The organism is Bradyrhizobium sp. Unk1 (genome assembly GCF_059512345.1).
The window spans coordinates 111276-133974 of record NZ_JCAMOP010000019.1 but is presented as its reverse complement, the minus strand read 5'-3'; the positions used below and the strand labels follow the sequence as shown (position 1 = coordinate 133974).

Below are 22699 nucleotides of genomic sequence, written 5' to 3'. Positions count from 1 at the left end.
CAGTGTGCGCCGCCCCCAACTTCATCTTGCGCTGCGGCAAAAAACTTGCACACTCGGCTGAGCCGGGCAGCGAAGCGAGCTCGAACAAGGAAGCGAGCCATGTCCCTCCAGACCGTGCCACCCGACGCCATTGACAACCGCCCGAACCGCGCTGAGGACGCCCAGGCGCTGGAGGCCGATGCGCGGCTGCGTGACGACATCCGCCTGCTCGGGCGTATTCTGGGCGACACCGTGCGCGACCAGGAGGGCGCGGAATTGTTCGACCTGGTCGAGCGTATCCGCCAGACCTCGATCCGGTTCCATCGCGACGAAGACCGGCTCGCCCGCCGCGAGCTCGAGCAGATCCTCGACAGCATGTCGACCTCGGAGACGGTGCGGATCGTCCGCGCCTTCAGCTATTTCTCCCACCTCGCCAACATCGCCGAGGACCAGAACAACATTCGCCAGATGCGCGCCCGGAGTGCCGCCCAGAGCGCCGGCTCCGGCGTGCTGGCGGAGACGCTGGCCCATGCCAGGGACGCCGGGATCAGCTCCGATGTGCTGCGCAATTTCTTCAAGACCGCGCTGGTCAGCCCGGTCCTGACCGCGCACCCGACCGAGGTCCGCCGCAAGAGCACCATGGACCGCGAGATGGAGGTTGCTAGCCTGCTCGACCGCCGCGAGCGCGTGGCGCTCACTGAAGACGAGGCCGCCGCCAGCGACGAACAGCTCCGCCGCGAGGTGCTGACGCTGTGGCAGACCAATCTCTTGCGCCGGACCAAGCTCACGGTGCTCGACGAGGTCGCCAACGGCCTGGCGTTCTACGACTACACCTTCCTGCGCGAGGTGCCGCGGCTGGTCAATGTGCTCGAAGACCGGCTGGAGGAGGCTGGCGAGGCGGCGGTTACCGAGCTCGCCTCGTTCCTGCGCATGGGCAGCTGGATCGGCGGCGACCGCGACGGCAATCCCTTCGTCACCGCCGACGTGATGCGCGGGACGCTGCGGCTCCAGTCGAGCCGGGTGATGCAATTCTATCTCAACGAGCTGCACGTGCTCGGTTCGGAGCTGTCGATCGCGGCACACCTCGCCGACGTCTCCGAGGAGCTGCGGACGCTGGCGGAACGCTCGCCCGACACCTCGCCGCACCGGAGCGGCGAGCCCTATCGTCTCGCGGTCTCCGGCATCTATGCGCGCCTGACCGCGACGGCCGAAAAGCTCGAGGTCGAGATCACGCGCCGGCCGGTCGGCAAGGGCAGGCCTTACGAGACCGTCAGGGAGCTGCAGGCCGATCTCGACGTGCTGCACCGCTCGCTGATCTCCAACAATGCCCGCGTCATCGCCCGCGGCCGGCTGCGGCTGCTCCGGCGTGCGGTGGATTGCTTCGGCTTCCATCTGGCGCGGCTCGACATCCGCCAGAACTCGGCCGTGCACGAACGTACCATCGCCGAGCTGATGGATGCCGCGAACCCCGGCATGTCCTATCTCGCGCTCGGCGAGGACGCGCGCATCTCGCTGCTCACCAATGAATTGCGCAGCACGCGCTCGCTGGTCTCGCCATTCGTCAAATACAGCGACGAGACCATGGGCGAGCTCAACGTCTTCCATTCCGCCGCGGAGGCGCATGGGAAGTTCGGCTCGGACGCGATTCCCCAATGCATCATCTCGATGTGCAAGGGCATGTCCGACATGCTCGAAGTGGCCGTGCTGCTCAAGGAGGTCGGCCTCGTCCATCCCTCCGGGCGGAGCGCCATCAACATCGTGCCGCTGTTCGAGACCATCGAGGATTTGCAGGCCTCCAGCGGCATCATGGATCGCATGCTGTCGCTGCACGATTACCGCCGCCTCGTCGACAGCCGCGGCAGCGTGCAGGAGGTCATGCTCGGCTATTCCGACTCGAACAAGGACGGCGGCTTCGTCACTTCGGGCTGGGAGCTCTACAAGGCCGAGATCGGCCTCGTCGACGTGTTCGAGCGGCATCACGTGCGGCTGCGCCTGTTCCACGGCCGCGGCGGCTCGGTCGGCCGCGGCGGCGGCCCGAGCTATGATGCCATCATCGCGCAGCCCGGCGGCGCGGTGAACGGACAGATCCGCATCACCGAGCAGGGCGAGATCATCTCGTCGAAATATTCCAACGCCGAAGTCGGCCGCAACAATCTGGAGATCCTCGCCGCCGCGACGCTGGAGGCGAGCCTGTTGCATCCGCGCCAGAGCGCGCCGCGCCGCGAATATCTCACCGCGATGGACGAGCTTTCAAATCTCGCTTTCAAGGCCTATCGCGGCCTCGTCTACGAGACCGACGGTTTCGTCGATTATTTCTGGGCGTCCACGGTCATCAACGAGATCGCGACGCTGAACATCGGCAGCCGTCCGGCCTCGCGCAAGAAGACCCGCGCGATCGAGGATCTGCGCGCCATTCCCTGGGTGTTCTCCTGGGCGCAATGCCGCCTGATGCTGCCGGGCTGGTACGGCTTTGGCAGCGCAGTCGAGCAGTGGATCGCGGAACATCCCGACAAGGGCATGCCGTTCCTGAAGGAGCTCTACAGGGAATGGCCGTTCTTCCGCATGCTGCTGTCGAACATGGACATGGTGCTGGCGAAAAGCTCGATCGCGATCGCCTCGCGCTATGCCGAGCTCGTCCCGGACGAAGCCTTGCGCGAAAAGATCTTCGGCCGGATCCGCCGCGAATGGCATTCCTGCATCGAGACGCTGCTCGACATCATGGGGCAGGATCGCCTGCTCCAGGGCAACCCGCTGCTGGAGCGCTCGGTGCGCCACCGCTTCCCCTATCTCGATCCGCTCAACCACGTGCAGGTCGAACTGCTGAAAGAGCATCGCGCGCAGAACCCGGACGAGCAGGTGCTGCGCGGGATTCAGCTCACGATCAACGGCATCTCGGCGGGGCTGAGGAATACGGGGTAAGTGGCGAGTTGCGAATGGCGAGTAACGAATAGAACCCTATTCGCCACTCGCCACTCACTATTCGCTGCCTCAACAGAAATGCGCCCCCTGCGTCTCCACATAGACCGCATACAGCGACTGGCTCGCGGTCATGAACAGGCGGTTGCGCTTCTTGCCGCCGAAGCAGACATTCGCGCAGGTCTCGGGCAACAGAATCTGCCCGATGCGTGCGCCGTCGGCGCCTGAAAACACCTGCACGCCGTCATAACCGGGGCCGACCCAGCCGGCACCGACCCAGATGTTGCCCTCGGTGTCGACGCGCAGGCCGTCCGGGAAGCCTGACTTTCCGTCGAGCGTCATGTCGATCAGCTTCTTCGGGTTCGACAGCTTTGGCCCGTCGATGTCGTAGGACCACACCACGTTCTTGGCTTCAGGGTAGTGCGTGATGCCGGTGTCGCAGACATAGAGTTTCTTGTAGTCGTGAGAGAACGCGATGCCGTTGGGTTTGAACGGCTCGTCGGCGACCTTTGAAACCTGTCCGGTTTGCGTGTCCAGCCGATAGACCGCCTCCTTCTGATAGGGCTGCAGCGAGCCGGTATTGGCGAGCTTGCCTTCGTAGATGCTGATCGCGCCATAGCCGGGATCGGTGAACCAGATCGCCTTGTCGTTGGGGTGCACCACCATGTCGTTCGGGCCGTTGAGCGGCTTGCCGCCCGCCTGCTCGGCCAGTGTCGTGACCGAACCGTCGTGCTCGTGGCGGACGAGGCGGGTGCGCTCGGCGCTGAGCTGGCGTCCTTCGGTGTCGAACGAGTTGCCGTTGGCTTCGTTCGACGGCTTGTGGAACTGCTCGGAGATATGGCCGTCGTCGTCGAGATAGCGAAGCTGCCGGTTGGCCGGGATGTCGCTCCAGACGAGATATTGCCCCTGCGCATTCCACGCCGGACCTTCCGCCCACAGGCAGCCGGTATAGAGCCGCTTGATCACGGTGTTGCCGACCTTGGCCTTGAAGCGCTTGGGATCGATGACGACGATGTCGGGGTCGGGATAGCGCTGCGGCTCGGCGCTGGCGCCGAAGTCGCGGGCCTCGCTGCGCGAGGCGAGCAGGGCCGATGCGGCCAGGGTTGCCGTGCCCTTGAGGAGAGTGCGGCGGCCGAGACCGCCACGCTCGCTTGCAGTCGTATCGTCAGAGTTGGTCAGTGTTCTTGTCATGGTTTCCTCCCAAAGTTTTGTTGGGAGGACACCATTCGCCCGCAATCGGGCATAAAGCGGGGCGATCTCCGGACCAGACAACCAGAGATCGCAGGGCATGGATGCCGGAAATGCGGCTAGACGGGATCCTTTACACGGGATCCCAGGGGAAGATGTCGGCGGAACGGTCAAGCTTGTAGAACGAGCCCTTCAGCGCCGGCATGCCGTGTTCCGCGATCGTTTGCGGCGTCCAGCCTTCGCTCCGATGCACCGAGCGCAGCGGACGGTTCTGGCTGAACAGGAACAGCTCGTTCATGCGTGCGCCGAAGATCTGCCCGGAGACGTCCTTGGCGGCATCGGACAGCAGATAGGCGCAGATCGGCGCGATCTTCTCCGGTCCCATCTGCTTGATCTTCTCGACGCGCGCCTTTTCGGCTTCGGTCTCGGTCGGGATGGTGCCGATCATGCGGGTCCAGGCGAACGGCGAGACGCAGTTGGAGCGAACGTTGAAGCGGCCCATGTCGAGCGCGATCGACTTCGACAGCCCGATGATGCCGAGCTTGGCCGCGGCGTAGTTGGCCTGGCCAAAATTGCCGATCAGGCCGGAGGTCGAGGTGAAGTGCACGAAGGAGCCGCTCTCCTGCTCGCGAAAGATCCGCGCCGCGGCGTGGCTGACGTAGAACGAGCCCATCAGGTGAACCTTGATGACGGCCTCGAACGCTTCCACGCTCATCTTGTGGAAGATCATGTCGCGCAAGATGCCGGCATTGTTGACGACGCCGTCGAGCCGGCCGAAATGATCGGTCGCGGTCTTCACGATCTTGCTGGCGGGGACGGCTTCCGCCACCGACTCGAAGTTCGGGACGGCGATGCCGCCGCGCTTCTTGATTTCCTCGACAACCTCTTCGGCCGGCGTGGCGCTGGTACCGGCGCCGTCGGCGGCGACGCCGGGGTCGTTGACGACGACCTTGGCGCCCTCCGCCGCGCAGAGCAGCGCGATCTCGCGCCCGATGCCACGGCCTGCGCCGGTGACGATGATGACCTTGTCCTGCAGTGATTTTGTCATGTGGGGTTCTCCGCTATTCGTTCCGACGTTTCTTACCTCGCCCCGCTCGCGGGGAGAGGTCGGATTGCATCGAAGATGCAATCCAGGTGAGGGGGACTCTCCGCGAGTCCGGTGTGTGGAGGCAGACCCTCACCCCAACCCTCTCCCCGTAAGAACGGGGAGAGGGAGAGGCGAGCAGCGCGTCACCTCTCGTTCGTAAACACGATCGTGCCACTTGCGGCGAACATGCCGCCGACGCCGTGGCACACTGAAATCTTCGCATTCGGCACCTGTGCCGGCGCAATCCCGCGCATCTGGCGTACGCTCTCCTGAAGTGCGTACATGCCGTACATGCCCGAATGCATGTAGCTCAATCCGCCGCCATTGGTGTTGAGCGGGAGCTTGCCGCCCGGCCGGGTGTTGCCGTCGGCGATGAACCTGCCCGTCTCCTCATGCGGCATGAAGCCGAGATCGCCGAGGCCGAACAGCGGCAGATGCGCAAACGCATCGTAGATCATGAGATGGTCGACATCCCGGTGCGCGATGCCGGCTTCCCTGAACGCCAGCGGGCCGGCGGTCTTGAACGCGCGCGAGGAGTTGAACGTTTCCATCTGGCTGACCATCGGCGTCTCCACGCTCTCGCCGGTGCCCATGATGTAGACGGGCTTGCGTGGAAAATCCTTGGCGCGGTCGGCCGAGGTCAGGATCAGCGCGCCGCCGCCGTCGGTGACGAGGCAGCACTGGAGCAGCCGGAACGGATAGGCGATCATGCGCGAATTGAGCACGTCGGCGACCGTGATCGGGTCCTTCATCATTGCGCGCGGATTCTTCGCCGCCCATTCCCGCTGCACGACCGCCACCGAGGCGAGCTGCTCATGCGTGATGCCGTAGGTCTTCATGAAGCGCAGCACGGGGATCGGGAACATGCTGGGCGGGCCGTAGACGCCGAACGGCGCCTCGAACTGCCCTTGCAGGCTGTCGGCGGGGATCGAGCGCGGCGCCTTGCCGATCATCGACTTGCCGCTCTCGGCATGGGTGATCAGCACGGTCTTGCAGAGACCTGCCTCGATCGCCGCCGCCGCATGGCGAACGTGCAGCATGAACGAGCAGCCGCCGACCGAGGTGCCGTCCACCCAGGTTGGCTTGATTCCGAGGTAATGGCAGACCTGCTGCGGCGTTTCGACCGCGGTGGCAAAGCCGTCGATGTCGGACAGTTTCAGCCCGGCATCGGCGATGGCGTTGAGCGCCGCATCCGCGTGAAGCTGGAGCTGCGAGGCGTTGGGGATGACGCCGAGCTCGGTGGTCTCGGCCGCGCCGACGACGGCAACCTGGTTCCTGCGCATGGCTTACCCCTTCGCCGGACGGAAGACGGGGAGGGTGATCTTGTCGTCGAGTGCCTCGAAGGCGACCTCGAGCTTCATGTCGAGCTCGAGCGCCTCCGGCGTCTGCGGACAATCGATGATGTTGCTCATCATCCGCGGTCCTTCGGCGAGTTCGACCACCGCGATCGCATAAGGCGGCGTGAAGCCGGGCGCGGCGGGACGATGATTGATCACGTAGCTGTAGAGGAAACCGTTGCCACTCGCCTTGAAGATGCTGACCTTGCGCGAGGCGCAGGAGGGGCAGAACGGGCGCGGCGGGAAATAGACATGCGCGCAGGCGTCGCAGCGCTGCAAACGCAATTCGCCCGCTTTCGTGCCGTCCCAGAAATGCTGGGTCTCCGGCGTCGGTTTTGGGCGCGCGCGCTGCGGTTCGGCCATGTCGGAAAACCCTCCCAAAGGCAATTCTTGCTAAGGCATGGCTTCACGCCTGCCTGTTTCGATCCTGATGCGACAATCGACCATGGCGCGTCAACGGTCCAGCAATGCGCATGCATGCCATCATGCGCACAATGCTTGTGTCGAACCGAGGCGGCGCTATAGATTGCGCGCGCAATATTCCGTGAGACAGACATGCCCGATTTTCCGACACTGGCGAAGCTCGCCGACGACCTCGAAAGCGGCCGCACGACCTCCCGCAAGCTGGTCGAGGCCTGCCTCGCCAGGATCGCCGATCCGGCCGGCGAGGGTCGACGTGCCTTCATCCACGTCGACAAGGACGCCGCGCTCGCAACCGCGGATGCGATGGACGGCTTGCGCAAGGCCAAAGCCGCGCCGTCGCGCTATACCGGCATCCCGATCTCGATCAAGGATCTCTTCGATATCAGGGGGCAGACGACGCGCGCCGGCTCTCGTGCGCTCGACGATTCCGATCCGGCGGAGCACGATGCGGCGGCGGTTGCGCGGCTGCGCCACGCCGGCTTCGTCGTGATCGGGCGGACCAACATGACCGAGTTCGCCTATTCCGGCATCGGCATCAATCCGCATTACGGCACGCCGAAGGGCGCCTGGAACCGGGCCGAAGGACACGTGCCCGGCGGCTCGTCCTCGGGCGCCGCGGTGTCCGTGCTCGACGGCATGGCGCATGGCGCGCTCGGCACCGACACCGGCGGCTCCTGCCGGATTCCGGCCGCCTTCAACGGCATCGTCGGTTACAAGCCGACGCAGCGCCGCGTGCCGCTGGACGGCTCCGTGCCGCTGTCCTTCTCGCTCGACAGCATCGGGCCGCTGGCGCGATCGGTCAGCTGCTGTGCCATTCTCGATGCCGTGCTCGCGAACGAGCCGATCGTTCCGCTGAAGCCGCGACCGGCAAAGGGCATGCGGCTCGCAGTGCCGACCACGATTGCACTCGACGATCTCGATGCGGAAGTTGCCTCGACCTTCGAGCGCGCGCTCAAGAGCCTCGCCGATCACGGTGCGATCATCGAGCGCATCGAGATGGCCGAATTTCACGACATCGGCCCGATGAACGCCAAGGGCGGCTTTGCGGCATCCGAAAGCTACGCCTGGCATCGCTACCTCATCACGGCCAAGGGCGACGTCTACGATCCCAGGGTCTTCGTGCGCATCATGCGCGGCGAGGCGCAGAGCGCGGCCGATTACATCGATCTTCTCAACGAGCGCCGCTCGCTGATTGCGCGCGTCAATGCGCGCATGGCGCCCTATGACGCGTTGGTGCTGCCCACCACCGCCAACACCCCGCCGAAGATTTCCGATCTCGCCGATGACAAGGCGTTCACCAGGGAAAACCTGCGCGCGCTGCGCAATTGCACTCTCATCAACATGATCGACGGTTGCGCCATCTCGCTGCCCGCGCATCGCGAGGGCGAAATTCCCGTCGGCCTGATGCTGGCGGGCGCGGGCGGATCGGACCGTCGTATTTTCGAGCTTGCTGCCGGCATGGAGGCCGTAATTCGTGTTTGACCTGACTTTCACCGTCGACGCCCAGGACACCACCACGCCGCTGACGCTGGCGATCGACCAGATGGTCATTGCCGGCTGGACCGGCCGCGATCCCGTCGCCCGCGACAAGCACATCGCCGAGCTGCAAGAGATGGGCATCGCCCCGCCGGCCTCGACGCCGATCTACTATCGCGGCTCGGCGCGGCGGCTGACTCAGGAAGACCGCATCGAATGCACCGGTGGGGATTCCTCCGGCGAGGTCGAGTTCGTGCTGATCGGCTGGCAGGGTCGCATCTTCGTCGGTTGCGGCTCCGACCATACCGACCGCAAGGTCGAGGCCTACAACGTCACCGTCTCCAAGCAGATGTGCGACAAGCCGGTCGCATCGACGCTCTGGGAGCTCGAGGACGTCATCGGCCATTGGGACAGGATGATTTTGCGCTCCTACGCCTGGATCAAGGGCGAGCGCGTGCTCTACCAGGAGGGCACGCTCGACGCGATGCTGCCGGTCGCCGACCTCATCGCGCGCGGCTTTGAGGGTGGCAAGTTCCCCGACGGCTGCGCCATGTTCGGCGGCACCTTCGCCGCCAAGGGCGGCATCCGCCCCGCCGATCGCTTCGAGTTCGAGCTTGAGGATCCCGTGCTGAAACGGACGATCAAGCACGGCTATGACGTGACGACGCTGCCGGTGCGAGGCTGATACCTCTCCGCCGTCATTGCGAGGAGCCCTTGCGACGAAGCAATCCAGGATCCCTCTGCGGAAAGACTCTGGATTGCTTCGCTTCGCTCGCAATGACGAGGAGATAGTCGGGAATCGGGTGGCAAAGGGCGGGGCGGTCTTGCGAAGGTGGCAGTCATGACAGCAATGGCACGCAAATCACCCCCTAAACCCTCAGTCGACCTCGCCGCCCACGTCGACGCCCTCGATTGGCCCCAGATCACCGCCGAACTCGACTCCCAGGGCAGCGCCGTCCTGAAGAATCTGCTGACACCGGACCAATGCCGCGCCGTCGCCGAACTCTACCCGGACGACACCCACTTCCGCAGCCGCATCGTCATGGGCCGCCACGGTTTTGGCCGTGGCGAGTACAAATATTTCTCCTACCCGCTGCCCGATCTCATCGCGCAGCTGCGCCCGGCGCTGTATGCGCACCTTCAGGCCGTCGCCAATCGCTGGAACGAGGCGATGGGGATCGACATCCGTTACCCGGCCGCGCATGCGGCGTTCCTCAAGCGCTGCCACGAGGCAGGCCAGGCGCGGCCGACGCCGCTGCTGCTGCAATACGAGACCGGCGATTTCAACTGCCTGCACCAGGACCTCTACGGCGAGCACGTGTTCCCGCTTCAGGTCGCGATCCTCCTGTCCGAACCGGGACGCGATTTCACCGGCGGCGAGTTCGTGCTCACCGAGCAGCGGCCACGCATGCAGTCCCGCGCCGAGGTCGTGCCGCTGATGCAGGGCGATGCGGTCGCCTTCGCTGTGCATCACCGCCCGGAGCAGGGGACACGCGGCACCTACCGCGTTAATCTCCGCCATGGCGTCAGCCGGATCAGGTCCGGTCAGCGCCACACGCTGGGTGTGATCTTCCATGATGCCAAATGAGCGCTGCGATTGACGGGTGATCTGTTCGACACGGCCGCCGAGGCACAGCCGTCGCGCGAGGATCTCGCCGACGGCGCCGTGTTGCTGCGCGGATTCGTCAGGCCGATCGAGAGCGAGCTGATCGCCGCCGTGCGCGCGATCGTGGCGCAGTCGCCGTTCCGCCGCATGACCACGCCCGGCGGCCATTTGATGTCGGTGGCGATGACCAATTGCGGCGAGCGCGGCTGGATCACCGATCACACCGGCTACCGCTACGATCCCATCGATCCGCGAACCGGCGCGCCCTGGCCCGCGATGCCGCCGGTGTTGCGCGACCTGTCCCGGCGCGCGGCGGAGCAGGGCGGTTTCACCGGCTTTGCGCCCGATGCCTGCCTCGTCAATCGCTACGAACCCGGCACGCGGCTGTCGCTGCATCAGGACAAGGACGAGCTGGACTATTCGGCGCCGATCGTCTCGGTCTCGCTCGGACTGCCCGCGACCTTCCTGTTCGGCGGCCTGGCCCGCAGCGACAAGCCGCGCCGCTTCCGGCTCGTCCATGGCGACGTGGTCGTCTGGGGCGGGCCCAGCAGGCTCGCCTATCACGGCGTTGCGCCGCTCGCCGATGGCGAGCACGCGCTGCTCGGGCGGAAGCGGATCAATTTGACGTTTCGCAGAACGCGGTGACCTTCCTTCTCCCCTTGTGGGAGAGGGTGGATCGCTGACGCGAAGCGGCAGCGAGACGGATGAGGGGTCTGTCTCCGCGGATAGAGACCCCTCATCCGCCTTCCCTTCGAAGGCACCTTCTCCCACAAGGGGAGAAGGAAGGAGTCCTGGAACGACGATGCTTCGTTTACGGCTTCGGCGGGTGAATGAACGCCCAGGGGCTGACCTCCGAATCCCGCGTCACCTCGATCGAAATCAGATACGGCCCGTCATGGGCCAGCGCCTTTTCCATCGCTGCCTTGAACTGGTCCGGCGCGGTGACGCGCGCAGCAGCCACACCAAAGGACTCCGCGAGCTTGACGAAATCCGGATTGACCAGATCGGACGCCACCACGCGGCCGTTAAAGCGCTCGCGCTGGTCGCGGCGGACATTGCCGTAGGCGTTGTTGTTGAACACCAGCGTCACTACGCCGATGTTGAACTGCACGGCGGTGGCAAGCTCCTGCACGCCGAACATGAAGCCGCCGTCGCCGGTGATCGCCACCACCGGCTTGTCGGGGTTGGCGACCTTGGCCCCAAGCGCTGTGGGAAAGCCCGAGCCGAGCGTGCCCTGATACCCTGACGTGATGAAGGTGCGCGGCTCGTAGATCGGAAAGCCGTACCAGGACGCGAAGCCGAATTGCGACAATTCATCGGTGACGATCGCGTTGGCCGGCAGCACCTCGCGCAGGATGTTGAGATACGCCATCTGCGGCTGGATGCTCTGGATATCCGCCAGCGCGGTCGCGGTGGCCTCGCGGATCGCGGCGCGGCGGCCGGCGGTCTTGCTGTAGCCGGCCTTGCTGACCGCTTCGATCAGATCGGCGGTCGCGGTCTTGGCATCGGCGACGATGGCGGTGTCGGAGATGAAGCGCCGCATCTCGACGGGATCTATGTCGATCCGGATGCTCTTCAACCCGTCGGGCCGATACGGCCAGCGCGACATGGTCGGCAGCTCCAGCCGCGAACCGATGCCGATCATGAGATCGGTCTTCGGCCATAGTTTGTAGGCGGCAGCCATCGTGAGCCCCAGCTCATGCGCGTTGGAGACGATGCCGCGCCCGCTGCGGAAGGCGACGACGGGTGCATCGATCATCTCGGCGAGCTCGAGGATTTCGTCGCGCGCCTCGATCGCGCCGCTGCCGACAAAGATCATCGGCGCCTTGCTGCTCCTGATCACCGCAGCCGCCTGCGTGATCAGATCCGGATCGGGCAGCGGCGCGGGCAGCGGCTCCAGCACCTTTGCGTCACATGTGTCCGCGCGCTGGGTGAAGATGTCCCAGGGCATTTCGACAGAGGCAGGGCCACGACGGCCGGACGTCATCTCCTGGAAGGCGCGCGACACGGTGGTCGGCGCGTTGCCGGGCGTTTCGATGCGATCGGCCCATTTGACATAGGTGCGCAAGGTGGCGAGCTGGTCCGGCATCTCGTGCAGATGGCCGCGGCCCTTGCCCAGAAACTGCGTCGGCACCTGGCCGGTCACGCACAGCACCGGCTCGTTGCAGCCATAGGCGGTCAGCAGCGCCGCGCTGGCGTTGAGCACGCCGGGGCCGGGCACCACGCTGAACACGCCGGGCCTGCCGCTGGAGCGTGCGTAACCAAACGCCATGTAGCCGCAGGCCTGCTCGTGCCGCGCGCCGATCACGTTGAGCCGGGCCTGGTGGAAGGCGTCGAACAGACCGTAGACCTGCGCGCCGGGCAGGCCGAACACGGTGTCGACGCCATGGGCGACAAGGCCGCTTACGATCGCTTCGCCGCCGGTGAGGGTGGTCATTGCACTATTCCATTTCGATTGTTGTTCAGGCTTCGTCGACGACGCCATTTCGTAGCATGCCGATGCCTTCGGCTTCGACCTCGATGACATCGCCGGGCTTCAGATAGCGCGGCGGATCGAACCGCGCGCCGGCGCCGGTCGGCGTGCCCGTCACAATGATGTCACCGGGGACAAGCGTCGCGAAGGTCGAGATATAGCTGATGAGATAGCGGAACGGAAACATCAGCCGGCTGGTCCGGTCCTCCTGCCTGAGCTCGCCGTTGACATGCGTGGTCAGACGAATGTCGGCGATCTGCGCTTCCTTGGTGTAGGGCACGAGCCACGGGCCGAGGCTGCCGCTGGAATCAAAGTTCTTGCCCTGCGTGACGTTGAACTTGGCGTGGCGCAGCCAGTCGCGCACCGAGCCTTCGTTGCAGAGCGTGAGGGCCGCGACGTGATCTAGCGCGGCGCTTTCCGCGATGTGCCGGCCGGGCTTGCCGATCACCAGCACGATCTCGCCTTCGTAGTCGAGCTGCGCCGATGCGCGCGGGCGCACCAAAGGCGTGTCGTGGCCGACGAAGGAGCGGGGCGAGCGCATGAACATGCTCGGATATTTCGGCGCCTCCTGGCCGTCCTTGTACTCGGCATTGCGGTCGGGATAGTTGACGCCGATGCAGATGATCTTTTCCGGCGCGGGCACCGGCGGCAGCCAGGTGATCTCGCCGAGCGCGTGAACCGGCGTGCGGCCGGCGGCCTCTTCGGCGAGGCTCACGAGCTTCCCGGCCGCGATCACCTCGCGCAGCGTTGGATAGTCTTTTGCGTGGCGTGCGGAGAGATCGACGATGCCGCCCTCCAGGACGGCGCCGTAGCGGATTTCACCCTTGACGGAATAGGTGGCGAGGCGAGGGAGCTTCATCTCTTAATCCGCCACCAGCACGTCGGCCACGAACTTCGGCTCGCGCACGGCTTGCCCGCTGAACGGCGAACCCTGCTCGAACCACGAGCGCGGCGCCGGCGCGCCCCACAGCGTCTGGCGGCGCGGATCGCGCAGCGACCAGCGCAGCGGCTCGTGGTCGTGATCGCCCGTAAAGTAGTCGCTGGTGTAGAGCTCGAGACGGTGCCCGTCGGGGTCGCGCACGTAGAGGAAGAACGCATTCGAGATGCCGTGGCGTCCCGGGCCGCGCTCGATGTTCTTGACGAAGCCTTGCGAGGCCATCACGTCGCAGAGATGGATGATGTTCATCGCCGTCGGCGTCCAGTAGGCGAAGTGGTGCAGGCGAGGGCCCTTGCCGTTTGTGATGGCGAAATCGTGGACGTTGCCCTTGCGGTGCATCCAGGCCGCGGCGATGCGCCCGTTCGGTCCGTCCTCCTCGGCATATTCGGTCAGGCGGAAGCCGAGCCGCGCGTAGAACTCGACGGTGTCCTGCACCTCGGCGGCGAAGACGTTGAAATGGTCGAGCCGCTGCGGGTGGCATCCTCTGTAGAGGTCGTAGCGGCGAAGCAGATGCGGCCGCCGGTCCATCGCGGCGTACAGCTCGATCTGGAAGCCGAAGGGATCGGTGAACTGCAGCGTGCGGCCCTGGAAGGGCTGGTCGACGAAGGCGTAAGAGAGACCGTTCTCCGAAAGAAAGGAGGCGGCCTTGTCGAGGTCTTTGTCGTTACCGACCTTGAAGCCGAGCCTGTTACAGGCGGGTACCGACGCCTTGCGCAACACCAGCGAGTGATGCTGGTGCTCCTCGGCTGCGCGCAGATAGACGACCTTGTCGTCGGCATCCTCGACATGCAGCCCGACGGTGGTCTCGTAGAACGCGCGGCTGAGCTTCAGGTCGGTCACGTCGAGCACGACGTGGCTGGAGCGGATGATGTTGAACGGCGGTTCGAAGATGTGTTGCGGTACGGGCATTGGCGTTTCCCCTCTCGGCTCGACGGGCGTCAGATTCCCAATTTCTGAATCTTGTGCGTGCCCCGCGCCAGCGAGACGTGCTTGGTTTCCATGTAGAAGTCGAACGAGTAGTCGCCGCCGTCGCGGCCGATGCCTGAGGCCTTCATGCCGCCGAACGGCGTCGGCAGATGGCGAACGTTTTCCGAGTTGAGCCAGATCATGCCGGCCTCCAGCGCGTCGGCAACGCGCAGCGCGCGGCCGACGTCGTTGGTCCAGACATAGCCGGTCAGGCCGTAGCGGATGTCGTTGGCGATCTCGATCGCGTCGGCCTCGTCCTTGAAGGGCAGCACGGTGAGGAAGGGGCCGAACACCTCCTCCTGCGCCACGCGCATCTTGCCGGTCGCGCCGGTCACCAGCGTCGGCTCGACGTAGTGTCCGCCTCCCGGACCATCGAAAGCTTTGCCGCCGACGGCAATCGTCGCGCCGTCCTGTCGCGCGACGTCGAAATAGGAGCACACCTTTGCCAGGTGCCGTTCGTGGATCAGCGGTCCGATCTCGGTGGCGGGGTCGAGGGGATGGCCGACCCTCAGCGTTTTCACGCGGGCGGTCAGCTTCTCAATGAATTTCTCCGCAATGCTGGCCTGGATCAACAGGCGGCTTGACGATGTGCAGCGCTCGCCGTTGAGCGAGTAGATCATGAACACGACCGCATCGAGGGCGCGGTCGAGATCGGCGTCGTCGAACACGATCACCGGGTTCTTGCCGCCGAGCTCGAAATGCACGCGCTTCAAGGTCGGCGCGCCCTGAACCATGATCGCCGAGCCCGTCGCGCTCTCGCCGACGAAGCCGATCGCCTTGATCGCGGGATGCTCGGTCAGGGCCTTGCCGGCCTCCTCGCCAAAACCGTGCACGGTGTTGAGCACGCCGTCGGGAACGCCGGCTTCCTTGACGAGCCTTGCCAGAACGGCGGCGGTCACCGGCGACCATTCGGCCGGCTTGTGCACGACGGTGCAGCCCGCGGCCAGCGCCGGCGCGATCTTCCAGGTCGAGAGCATGAACGGTGTGTTCCACGGCGTGATCACGCCGACCGGGCCTATCGGCACGCGGGTCGAGACGTTCCAGTGCTCGTCGCTCGGCGTGTTCTGGCCGTCGCGCGCCTCGGCGCATTTGTCGGCGAAGAAGCGGAAATTCTCGGCGGCGCGGATCGCGGCCTTGGCCATGAAGCGATAGGCCTGACCGGTGTCGATGCATTCGAGCACGGCGATGTCGTCGGCATTGTCCTCGATCGCGTCGGCGACGCGGTGCAGCAGCTTCTTCCGCATCGCCGGCCCCATGTCGCGCCACGACTTGAAGGCCAGCGCAGCGGCCGTGGCCGCGGCGTCGATGTCCTCGGCGCTGCCGCGCGCGACGCTCGCGAGCGTGGCGCCATCGACCGGGGACTTCGTCTCGAAGGTCTCACCGGAGATGGAGGGGACGATCTTGCCGTCGATCATGTGGCCGATGCCGTCGCCCCGCAGCGTCTTCAGCAGCGGTGCTGCGCGGTCGCGATTGGCCTGGAACACATCGGCTTTCGGCGTGGGCTTATCCATGGGCAGCCTCCACTTTCAGGGCGTCGTGGATGTTGTTGCGCTTCCAGCTGGTGTCCTTGTCGTTGATCTGCATGTCGAACGACAGGGCGAACTTGCTGGCGGCGAAGACGGGATCGAGATGTTTTGAAAGCGCCTGGAAGACGTGCTCGCCTGCCTTCTGGCGCGTGGGAAGGTCGCGTCCTTCGCCGATGCGCAGCACCATGTCGAGAAAGCCGTAGTCCTGTCGCGCGTCGGCGATCGCATAGTGCTCGCACCTGACAGCGCGGACGCGGATGCCGCCGAGCGGGAAGATGCCGGTCTCGACCGCTGCCTTCCGCACCACCTCGCAGACGGCGCCGATGTCGAGGCGGCCGTCGAGATTGGCCGAATATTCGATCGTGAAATGCGGCATCGCGGTTTCACTCCCTGTCTTTTTGTTCGTCTAAGCGAAGTAGCAGCTCACCGAGCCGTAGGCGCCATAATCGGCCTGAATTGTGTCGCCCTTGCGGGTCTCGATCGGACGGATGAAGGAGCCGGCAAGCACGATCTGGCCGGGCTCCAGCGCAAGGCCGAGCGGCGCGATCTTGTTGGCGAGCCAGGCCACCGCAGTCGCGGGATGATTGAGCACGCCGGCGGCAAGGCCCGTCTCTTCGAGCTGGCCATTCTTGAAACAAAGCGCGCCGATCCAGCGCAAATCTGCGTCCAGCGGGCGGATCGGCCGTCCACCGAGCACGATGCCGGCATTCGCCGCATTGTCGGCGATGGTGTCGAAGATTTTTCGCGTCGCCTTGGTGCTGGGGTCGACACGTTCGATGCGCGTGTCCAGGATCTCCAGCGCCGGCACCACGAAATCGGTGGCGTTGAGCACGTCGAACATCGTGCAATCCGGCCCCGCGAGGCGCCTGCTCATGACGAAGGCGAGCTCGGCCTCGACGCGCGTGGCGATGAAGCGCTCGGTCGGGACGAGGCCGCCATCGGCAAAGAACATGTCGTCGAGCAGCACGCCGGAATCCGGCTCGTCGATATTGAGCGCGCTCTGCATCGCCTTCGATGTCAAGCCGATCTTGTGGCCCTTGACGATGCGGCCCTCCGCGAGCTTGAGGTCGACCCAGGCCTTCTGAATCGCGTAGGCGTCAGCGATGGTAATGCCTGGAAAATCCTGCGAGAGCTGCCGGATCTGAGTGCGGGTCTTCTCCGCCTGATGCAGACGGCTCGCACAAGCTTGGATATCGTCGTTGGAAAGCGCCATCTGTGATCTTACAAATCGTGGTGCCTGGAGATACTTAACATGTTAAGTGAACGCGTCAAACACAATTTGGGCTTGCTGCACTGCAAACATTTTGCGGCTTGAAAGGGCGGCTTTGAAAGGACGACATGGCGAAGAGACCGGCTGACCCCGCGAACGGAAGTGAGCCCGCCGCACGGCAGGTGCCGATGCGCGACTTCTCGCGCTCGCTGCCGATGTCGCTGCTCAGGGCACGTGAAGCGGTGATGCGGCAATTTCGTCCCAAGCTGCGCGAGCACGGCCTGACCGAGCAGCAATGGCGCATCCTCCGCGCATTGGCAGCCATCGAGGCCGCGGAGGTGACCGAGCTCGCGCGCACGGCATTTCTCCTCGGGCCGAGCCTGTCCCGCATCCTGCGCGATCTCGAGGCGCGGAATCTGATCGAGCGCAGGACGGCGAAGGCGGACCAGCGCCGCAGCATGGTCTCGATCTCGAAAGAGGGCGTCAAGCTGATGGCCGCGGTCGCCCCATCCTCGGAAGCGATCTACGCCGAGATCACGCAGCGCTTCGGCGCGCGCAAGCTCGCTGAGTTGCAGGAAATGCTCGGTCAGTTGGAATTGTGTCTCGCTTCCACGGACGCGAGTGACGAGGTCACGGATGAAACGTAACGGCAAATTTGCATGATCACTTTCCAACTACGCATGACTGTCGTCATTGCATAACGCGTGGGCAGCGCGGTCGCCGCGAAATGCGTGAAAATGCCGTGAAAAATCGCTGAGAATAGACAGCCGTCGCGGGTGTTGATCACTATTGGGTGCGCGCTCTGCGCAGTTAGTCGATGTTGGCGCAATATCAATTTACTCGTATCGGCAGAATTCGTAAGTAGCATCCGGTTCTGTATTCAGCGATAGAGCCAAGACATAGATCCAAGACAAAGAAGGGCCGACAAGGATGCCCGGCCCCAGGGAGGAATGAATGAGACTGACGAGACGCGACTTCGCTGCCGGAATTGCTGCCGGCATTGCCGCGCCATACCTCATCAAGAGCGCGCATGCGCAAGGCGCCACCATCAAGATCGGCATGTGCGCGCCCGTCACCGGTCCCGCCGCCGAGTCCGGCGGCTACGCCGTCAAGGGCGCCAGGCTCGCGCTCGAAGCCGTCAACAAGGCCGGCGGTATCCTGGGAAAACAAGGCGAGTTGATCGTCGAGGACGACCAGACCACCAATCCCGGCATCGTGCTCGCCTTCTCGAAACTCGCCGCGCAGTCCGACATCGTCGGGTTCCTTGGCTCGATTCGTTCGACCCAGGTCCATGCGATGGCGCCCGACGTCACCAAGCTCGGCAAGCCCGTGATGATCGGCGGCACCGATCCGAATCTCACCCATATGGGCAATCAGTGGCTGTTCCGCTGCCGCCCCAATGACAGCTATTCCGGCCGCGTGATCGCCGAATACGGCGTCACCACGCTCGCCAAGAAGAAATGGGCCGTGCTGCACTCGACCGATGCGTTCGGCACCGCAGGCGGCAAGGCGCTGACCGCCGCGCTCGAAAAGCTCGGCGCGCCGCCGGTGCTCGATCAGGGCTATGCCAACCAGAGCCAGGACTTCACCCCGGTCGTGCTCGCGATCAAGCAGTCCGGCGCCGACATCCTCGGTTCCTACTTCACGTTCGAGAACGATCTCGGCATCTTTGCTCGCCAGCTCCGTCAGCTCGGCGTCAGCATCCCGTGGGTCGGCTCGCCCTCGATCGTCAACATCACCGCGCTGAAGCTCGCAGGTCCCGCGCTCTACAATACGTATGGCGTGGCCGACTATGCCGAGGATTCCAGCGCAGGCTCGCAGGCGTTCGGCAAGATCTACCGCGACGCGGTCAAGGTCGCGCCCGACAACCAGAGCTCCTGGACCTTCGACGCGATCAACGTGCTCGCGCAGGGCATCAACAAGGCCGGCACGACCGATCCGGCCAAGGTCCGCGAGGCCATTCTCGCGATCAAGAAGTTCGCGGGCGCCGAGGGCGAATACAATTTCGACCAGAACGGCGACGGTCTGCACGGCTACAACATCGTGAAGAACGACAAGGGCAAGATCGTCTTCGACAAGCACATCGAGTTCAACGACTGACGTTTCAACGGCCTCCCCGATTTCGATCGGGGAGGTCGAACCGTCTTTCGGCGAATGCATCCGACCTCCAACAGAAGCTTGTCATGGATCTCGCCCTGCAACTCCTTTTTACCGGCATCGGCATCGGCGCCGTCTACGCGCTCGTCGCGCTCGGCTTCGTGCTGATCTTCCGTGCCACCAATGTGGTGAATTTCGCCCAGGGCGAATTCTCCATGGTCGCGGCCTATCTGATGGTCGTCGCGGTCGAGGCAGGTCTGCCCTATTGGGCGGCCTTCATCGTCGCGCTGCTCGGCATGGCGCTGCTCGGCGTCATCTTCAATCTCGGCGTCTATTATCCGCTGCGCCACCGCACCTATCTGCCTGTCATCATCGCCACCATCGGCGCCTCGATCCTGCTCGCCAATTCCGTGCTCGCGATCTACGGCCCGCAGCCGCAGGTGCTGGAAGGCTGGTTTGAGACGCCGGGCATCCAGGTCGGCCCGGTCTATCTCGACAGCCAGTATCTGCTGATCATCGGCGTCACCATCTGTCTCGTGATCTTCAATTTCTGGTTCTTCGAGAAGACGTTGCTCGGCAAGAAGCTGCAGGCGACCTCGCAGGACAAGGAGATGGCCTCGCTGCTCGGCATATCCGTCTCCACCATGATCATGATCACTTTCATCTATTCGGCGGTGCTCGGCGGCCTTGCCGGTATTCTGGTCGCACCGGTGCTGTTCGTCTCGATCCAGATGGGCTCGACGATCGCGCTGAAGGCGTTCGCGGCCACCATCATCGGCGGCTTCGGCGACGTGGCCGGCGCCATCATCGGCGGGCTCTCGCTTGGGGTCATCGAAACCTTTGGCGCAGCCTATATCTCGGTGCCCTATAAGGACGGCTTCGCCTTCCTGGTGCTGATCGCCTTCCTGATCTTCCGGCCGCAGGGCATCTTCGGCGAACGCGTGGCGGAAAAAGCATGAGCGCTCCCAGCGACAACATGCCGATTCCGGCGCCCGGCATCCATTCGAAACCGCTGCTGGTCCGGCACCTGCCGTACTTCATCGGCGCGGCGATCCTGGTCTGGCTCGCGGCGACCATGCGCTTCGACGGATACGTCCACAACATCCTGCTGCAGGCCACCACGTTCTCGATCGCGGTGTTCGGCCTCTCGGTCGTGCTCGGCCTGTGCGGCCAGATCAATCTGGCGCAGGCCGCGTTCTTCGGCCTCGGCGCCTATGCGGTCGGCATCGGCACGACGGACCTGCAGGTCAGCTTCTGGGTGTGCCTCGTCGGCGGCTGCCTGATCTCGCTGCTCGCCGGCGCGTTCCTGGGCATGTCGACGCTGCGGCTCGGCGGTCATTATCTTGCGATGGTGACGATCTCGTTCCAGCAGATCGTCACGCTGGTGATGATCAACGCGATCTGGCTGACGCGCGGCCCCGACGGCGTCCCCAACATCAAGCGACCCGAGCTGTTCCAGTCGTCGCAGAGCTATCTCGCTTTCTGCGTCGCGATGCTGGCGATCGTCGGCTACCTGGTCTGGCATCTCGCGGATACAAAACTCGGCCGCGCCATGCGTGCGGTGCGCGACAACGAGCTTGCGGCCGGCGTCAACGGCATCGACGTCTTCCGCACCAAGATCTACGCGTTTGCGCTCTGTGCGCTGCTCGGCGGTCTCGCGGGCGGATTGTTCGCCGGCGGCTTCGCCTATGTCAGCCCCGATCAGTTCTCCTTTGCGGAATCGATCGTGTTCCTGACCATGTCGCTGCTCGGCGGCGTGGCCTCGCCGATCGGTTCTGCCATCGGCACGGGTCTCTTGATCCTGATCCCGGAATGGCTGCGCTTCCTCAAGAGCGTGCCGGGCCTGTATCTCGCAATCTACGGCCTGTTCGTGATCCTGATCATCCGCTTCATGCCCGACGGCATCTGGGGCTTTGTCGCGGACGCCTTCACGCGTTGGCGCGCCAAGATCAAGGCGCCGCCGGCAGCGGCTGCCCTGCAATTGAAGCCGGCGACGATCGGCGGCGACACGGTGCTGGAAGTCACCGGCCTGTCGAAGCATTTCGGTGGCCTCAAGGCCGTCGACGGCGTCGACATCGCCGTGAAGCGCGGCGGCGTGCATGCGCTGATCGGGCCGAACGGCTCGGGCAAGACCACGACGCTCAATGTGCTCTCGGGCCTCTATGAGGCAACGTCCGGCAGGATCGTGCTCGACGGCACCGACATCACGCATATGGCGCCGCATCAGCGCACGGCTGCGGGCCTCGGCCGCACGTTCCAGAACATTCGCCTGTTCCGTTCGATGACGGCGCTGGAGAATGTCGAGATCGGCGCCGAGCGGCCCGGCAACACCATGGTCGGGAAGGGCGACGACGCCCTGACCGAGCGGGCGATGGAGGCGCTGACCTTCGTCGGCCTCGGCAGCCGCGCCAACGAGCTGATCTCGAGCTTCTCCTACGGCCATCAGCGGCTGATCGAGATCGCCCGTGCGCTCGCGTCGAACCCGACGCTGCTGCTGCTCGACGAGCCGGCGGCCGGCCTCAACTCGACCGAGAAGCTGGAATTGCACGAGCTGCTCAAGCGCATCGCGGCGCAGGGCCTGACCATCCTGATCATCGATCACGACATGACGCTGGTCTCGGAAGCGGCCCAGCACATCACCGTGCTCAACTTCGGACGCCGTATCGCGGACGGCGAATCCATGGCCGTGCTGCGTCATCCCGACGTCGTCTCCGCCTATCTCGGGAGCGAATGATGCCGTTGCTCGAAATCCGCAATCTGGTGGTGCGCTACGGCGAGATCGAAGCGCTGCGCGGGGTGACCTGCGCGGTGGAGCAGGGGCAGGTGGTGACGCTGCTCGGGGCCAACGGCGCCGGCAAGTCCACGACCTTGCGCGCCATCTCCGGCCTCGCCAAGCCGACCTCCGGCGACATCCTGTTCGACGGCAAGTCGATCGCAGGTCTTGGTCCGGAAGCGATCGTCCGCATGGGCATCTCGCACGTGCCGGAAGGCCGCAGGGTATTCCCGGGTCTCACCGTGAAAGAGAACATCATGCTCGGCGCGTCCAATCGCCGGGCGCCGACCTCGGAGATTTCGCGGGAGGCGGACGCGATGTTCGACCTGTTCCCCGACATCCGGAAGTTCACCAACGCGCTCGGCTGGACTCTTTCCGGCGGCCAGCTGCAGATGGTGGCGGTCGCGCGCGGCTTGATGGCCAAGCCGCGGCTGCTGCTGCTCGACGAGCCCTCGCTTGGGCTAGCGCCCGTCATCGTGCAGGCCGTGTTCAAGATCATCTCGGAGATCCGGCGCAACACGACGGTGCTGCTCGTCGAGCAGAATGCGCGCATGGGCCTGTCGGTGGCCGATTACGGCTATGTGCTCGAAACCGGCCGCATCGTGCTCGGCGGCAAGCCCGACGCGCTCTGGGGCAACGAAGCGATCCGCGCCGCCTATCTCGGCGGCCATGCCAAGGTGAGTGCTTAAACGGGAGATATTTCGC

Annotated in this window: 20 protein-coding genes; 10 read left to right on the top strand and 10 right to left on the bottom strand. The window is 64.8% G+C overall.

From position 1 onward, the window contains the following. The first annotated feature begins 99 nt into the window (after nucleotides 1–99). The gene (gene ppc, locus AC5ZFO_RS24520) at nucleotides 100–2898 is read left to right on the top strand and encodes a phosphoenolpyruvate carboxylase (protein ID WP_496122742.1); all 2799 of its coding nucleotides are present in this window, start codon (nucleotides 100–102) and stop codon (nucleotides 2896–2898) included. A gap of 69 nt (nucleotides 2899–2967) precedes the next feature. On the opposite strand, the gene AC5ZFO_RS24515 is transcribed toward ppc, so the two are convergent. The 4 genes from AC5ZFO_RS24515 to AC5ZFO_RS24500 form a co-directional block, all read right to left on the bottom strand. Next, nucleotides 2968–4086 (bottom strand): SMP-30/gluconolactonase/LRE family protein, encoded by a 1119-nt coding sequence (locus AC5ZFO_RS24515; protein ID WP_282524692.1) that lies wholly within the window; start codon nucleotides 4084–4086, stop codon nucleotides 2968–2970. A gap of 130 nt (nucleotides 4087–4216) precedes the next feature. Beyond that, nucleotides 4217–5131: an SDR family oxidoreductase gene (locus AC5ZFO_RS24510; RefSeq protein ID WP_282524691.1), complete on the bottom strand. Its 915-nt coding sequence runs from the start codon at nucleotides 5129–5131 to the stop codon at nucleotides 4217–4219. A 182-nt stretch (nucleotides 5132–5313) separates the two neighbouring features. Then, a complete protein-coding gene (locus AC5ZFO_RS24505) occupies nucleotides 5314–6453 on the bottom strand; it encodes a thiolase C-terminal domain-containing protein (protein ID WP_282524690.1) in 1140 nt (379 codons plus the stop codon). A 3-nt stretch (nucleotides 6454–6456) separates the two neighbouring features. Next, nucleotides 6457–6870: a Zn-ribbon domain-containing OB-fold protein gene (locus AC5ZFO_RS24500; protein ID WP_282524689.1), complete on the bottom strand. Its 414-nt coding sequence runs from the start codon at nucleotides 6868–6870 to the stop codon at nucleotides 6457–6459. A 192-nt stretch (nucleotides 6871–7062) separates the two neighbouring features. On the opposite strand from AC5ZFO_RS24500, the gene AC5ZFO_RS24495 reads away from it, so the two are divergent. The 4 genes from AC5ZFO_RS24495 (at nucleotide 7063) to alkB (ending at nucleotide 10657) form a co-directional block, all read left to right on the top strand. Beyond that, a complete protein-coding gene (locus AC5ZFO_RS24495; RefSeq protein ID WP_282524688.1) occupies nucleotides 7063–8412 on the top strand; it encodes an amidase in 1350 nt (449 codons plus the stop codon). Further along, nucleotides 8405–9091, top strand: a complete 687-nt coding sequence (locus AC5ZFO_RS24490; protein WP_282524687.1) for a DUF2848 domain-containing protein — start codon at nucleotides 8405–8407, stop codon at nucleotides 9089–9091. The genes AC5ZFO_RS24495 and AC5ZFO_RS24490 overlap by 8 nt, the downstream gene beginning before the upstream one ends. Nucleotides 9092–9247: 156 nt before the next feature. After that, nucleotides 9248–9994, top strand: coding sequence for a 2OG-Fe(II) oxygenase (locus AC5ZFO_RS24485; RefSeq protein ID WP_496122741.1), 747 nt, complete (start codon nucleotides 9248–9250; stop codon nucleotides 9992–9994). A gap of 9 nt (nucleotides 9995–10003) precedes the next feature. Continuing rightward, nucleotides 10004–10657 carry a DNA oxidative demethylase AlkB gene (gene alkB, locus AC5ZFO_RS24480; protein ID WP_282524685.1) on the top strand — a complete coding sequence of 218 codons (654 nt, stop codon included), beginning with the start codon at nucleotides 10004–10006 and terminating at the stop codon, nucleotides 10655–10657. 166 nt (nucleotides 10658–10823) lie between these two features. Here alkB and AC5ZFO_RS24475 read toward each other — a convergent pair whose 3' ends face one another. Genes AC5ZFO_RS24475 through hpaH form a run of 6 tightly spaced genes read right to left on the bottom strand, consistent with a single transcriptional unit; the run spans nucleotide 10824 to nucleotide 17127 of the window. Next, nucleotides 10824–12449 (bottom strand): thiamine pyrophosphate-dependent enzyme, encoded by a 1626-nt coding sequence (locus AC5ZFO_RS24475; protein WP_496122740.1) that lies wholly within the window; start codon nucleotides 12447–12449, stop codon nucleotides 10824–10826. Nucleotides 12450–12474: 25 nt separating this feature from the next. Then, nucleotides 12475–13344, bottom strand: coding sequence for a fumarylacetoacetate hydrolase family protein (locus AC5ZFO_RS24470; RefSeq protein ID WP_282518936.1), 870 nt, complete (start codon nucleotides 13342–13344; stop codon nucleotides 12475–12477). A 3-nt stretch (nucleotides 13345–13347) separates the two neighbouring features. Continuing rightward, a complete protein-coding gene (hpaD, locus tag AC5ZFO_RS24465) occupies nucleotides 13348–14331 on the bottom strand; it encodes a 3,4-dihydroxyphenylacetate 2,3-dioxygenase (RefSeq protein ID WP_282518935.1) in 984 nt (327 codons plus the stop codon). Between the two features lie 29 nt (nucleotides 14332–14360). Next, a complete protein-coding gene (gene hpaE, locus AC5ZFO_RS24460) occupies nucleotides 14361–15899 on the bottom strand; it encodes a 5-carboxymethyl-2-hydroxymuconate semialdehyde dehydrogenase (protein WP_282518934.1) in 1539 nt (512 codons plus the stop codon). Further along, on the bottom strand, nucleotides 15892–16290 hold the full coding sequence (locus tag AC5ZFO_RS24455; protein ID WP_028146923.1) for a 5-carboxymethyl-2-hydroxymuconate Delta-isomerase: 399 nt from the start codon (nucleotides 16288–16290) through the stop codon (nucleotides 15892–15894). The genes hpaE and AC5ZFO_RS24455 overlap by 8 nt, the downstream gene beginning before the upstream one ends. 30 nt (nucleotides 16291–16320) lie before the next feature. Beyond that, complete coding sequence (gene hpaH / locus AC5ZFO_RS24450; protein WP_282518933.1) at nucleotides 16321–17127, bottom strand: 2-oxo-hept-4-ene-1,7-dioate hydratase; 807 nt, start codon at nucleotides 17125–17127, stop codon at nucleotides 16321–16323. 125 nt (nucleotides 17128–17252) lie between these two features. On the opposite strand from hpaH, the gene hpaR reads away from it, so the two are divergent. The 5 genes from hpaR (at nucleotide 17253) to AC5ZFO_RS24425 (ending at nucleotide 22683) form a co-directional block, all read left to right on the top strand. Continuing rightward, nucleotides 17253–17771: a homoprotocatechuate degradation operon regulator HpaR gene (gene hpaR / locus AC5ZFO_RS24445; RefSeq protein WP_282518932.1), complete on the top strand. Its 519-nt coding sequence runs from the start codon at nucleotides 17253–17255 to the stop codon at nucleotides 17769–17771. Between the two features lie 307 nt (nucleotides 17772–18078). Beyond that, entirely contained in the window at nucleotides 18079–19224 is a 1146-nt protein-coding gene (locus AC5ZFO_RS24440) for an ABC transporter substrate-binding protein (RefSeq protein WP_282518931.1), read from the top strand. Nucleotides 19225–19307: 83 nt separating this feature from the next. After that, nucleotides 19308–20180, top strand: a complete 873-nt coding sequence (locus tag AC5ZFO_RS24435; protein ID WP_282518930.1) for a branched-chain amino acid ABC transporter permease — start codon at nucleotides 19308–19310, stop codon at nucleotides 20178–20180. Next, complete coding sequence (locus AC5ZFO_RS24430) at nucleotides 20177–21955, top strand: branched-chain amino acid ABC transporter ATP-binding protein/permease (RefSeq protein ID WP_282518929.1); 1779 nt, start codon at nucleotides 20177–20179, stop codon at nucleotides 21953–21955. The genes AC5ZFO_RS24435 and AC5ZFO_RS24430 overlap by 4 nt, the downstream gene beginning before the upstream one ends. After that, nucleotides 21955–22683: an ABC transporter ATP-binding protein gene (locus tag AC5ZFO_RS24425; protein WP_071917611.1), complete on the top strand. Its 729-nt coding sequence runs from the start codon at nucleotides 21955–21957 to the stop codon at nucleotides 22681–22683. The genes AC5ZFO_RS24430 and AC5ZFO_RS24425 overlap by 1 nt, the downstream gene beginning before the upstream one ends. Nucleotides 22684–22699: the final 16 nt, after the last annotated feature.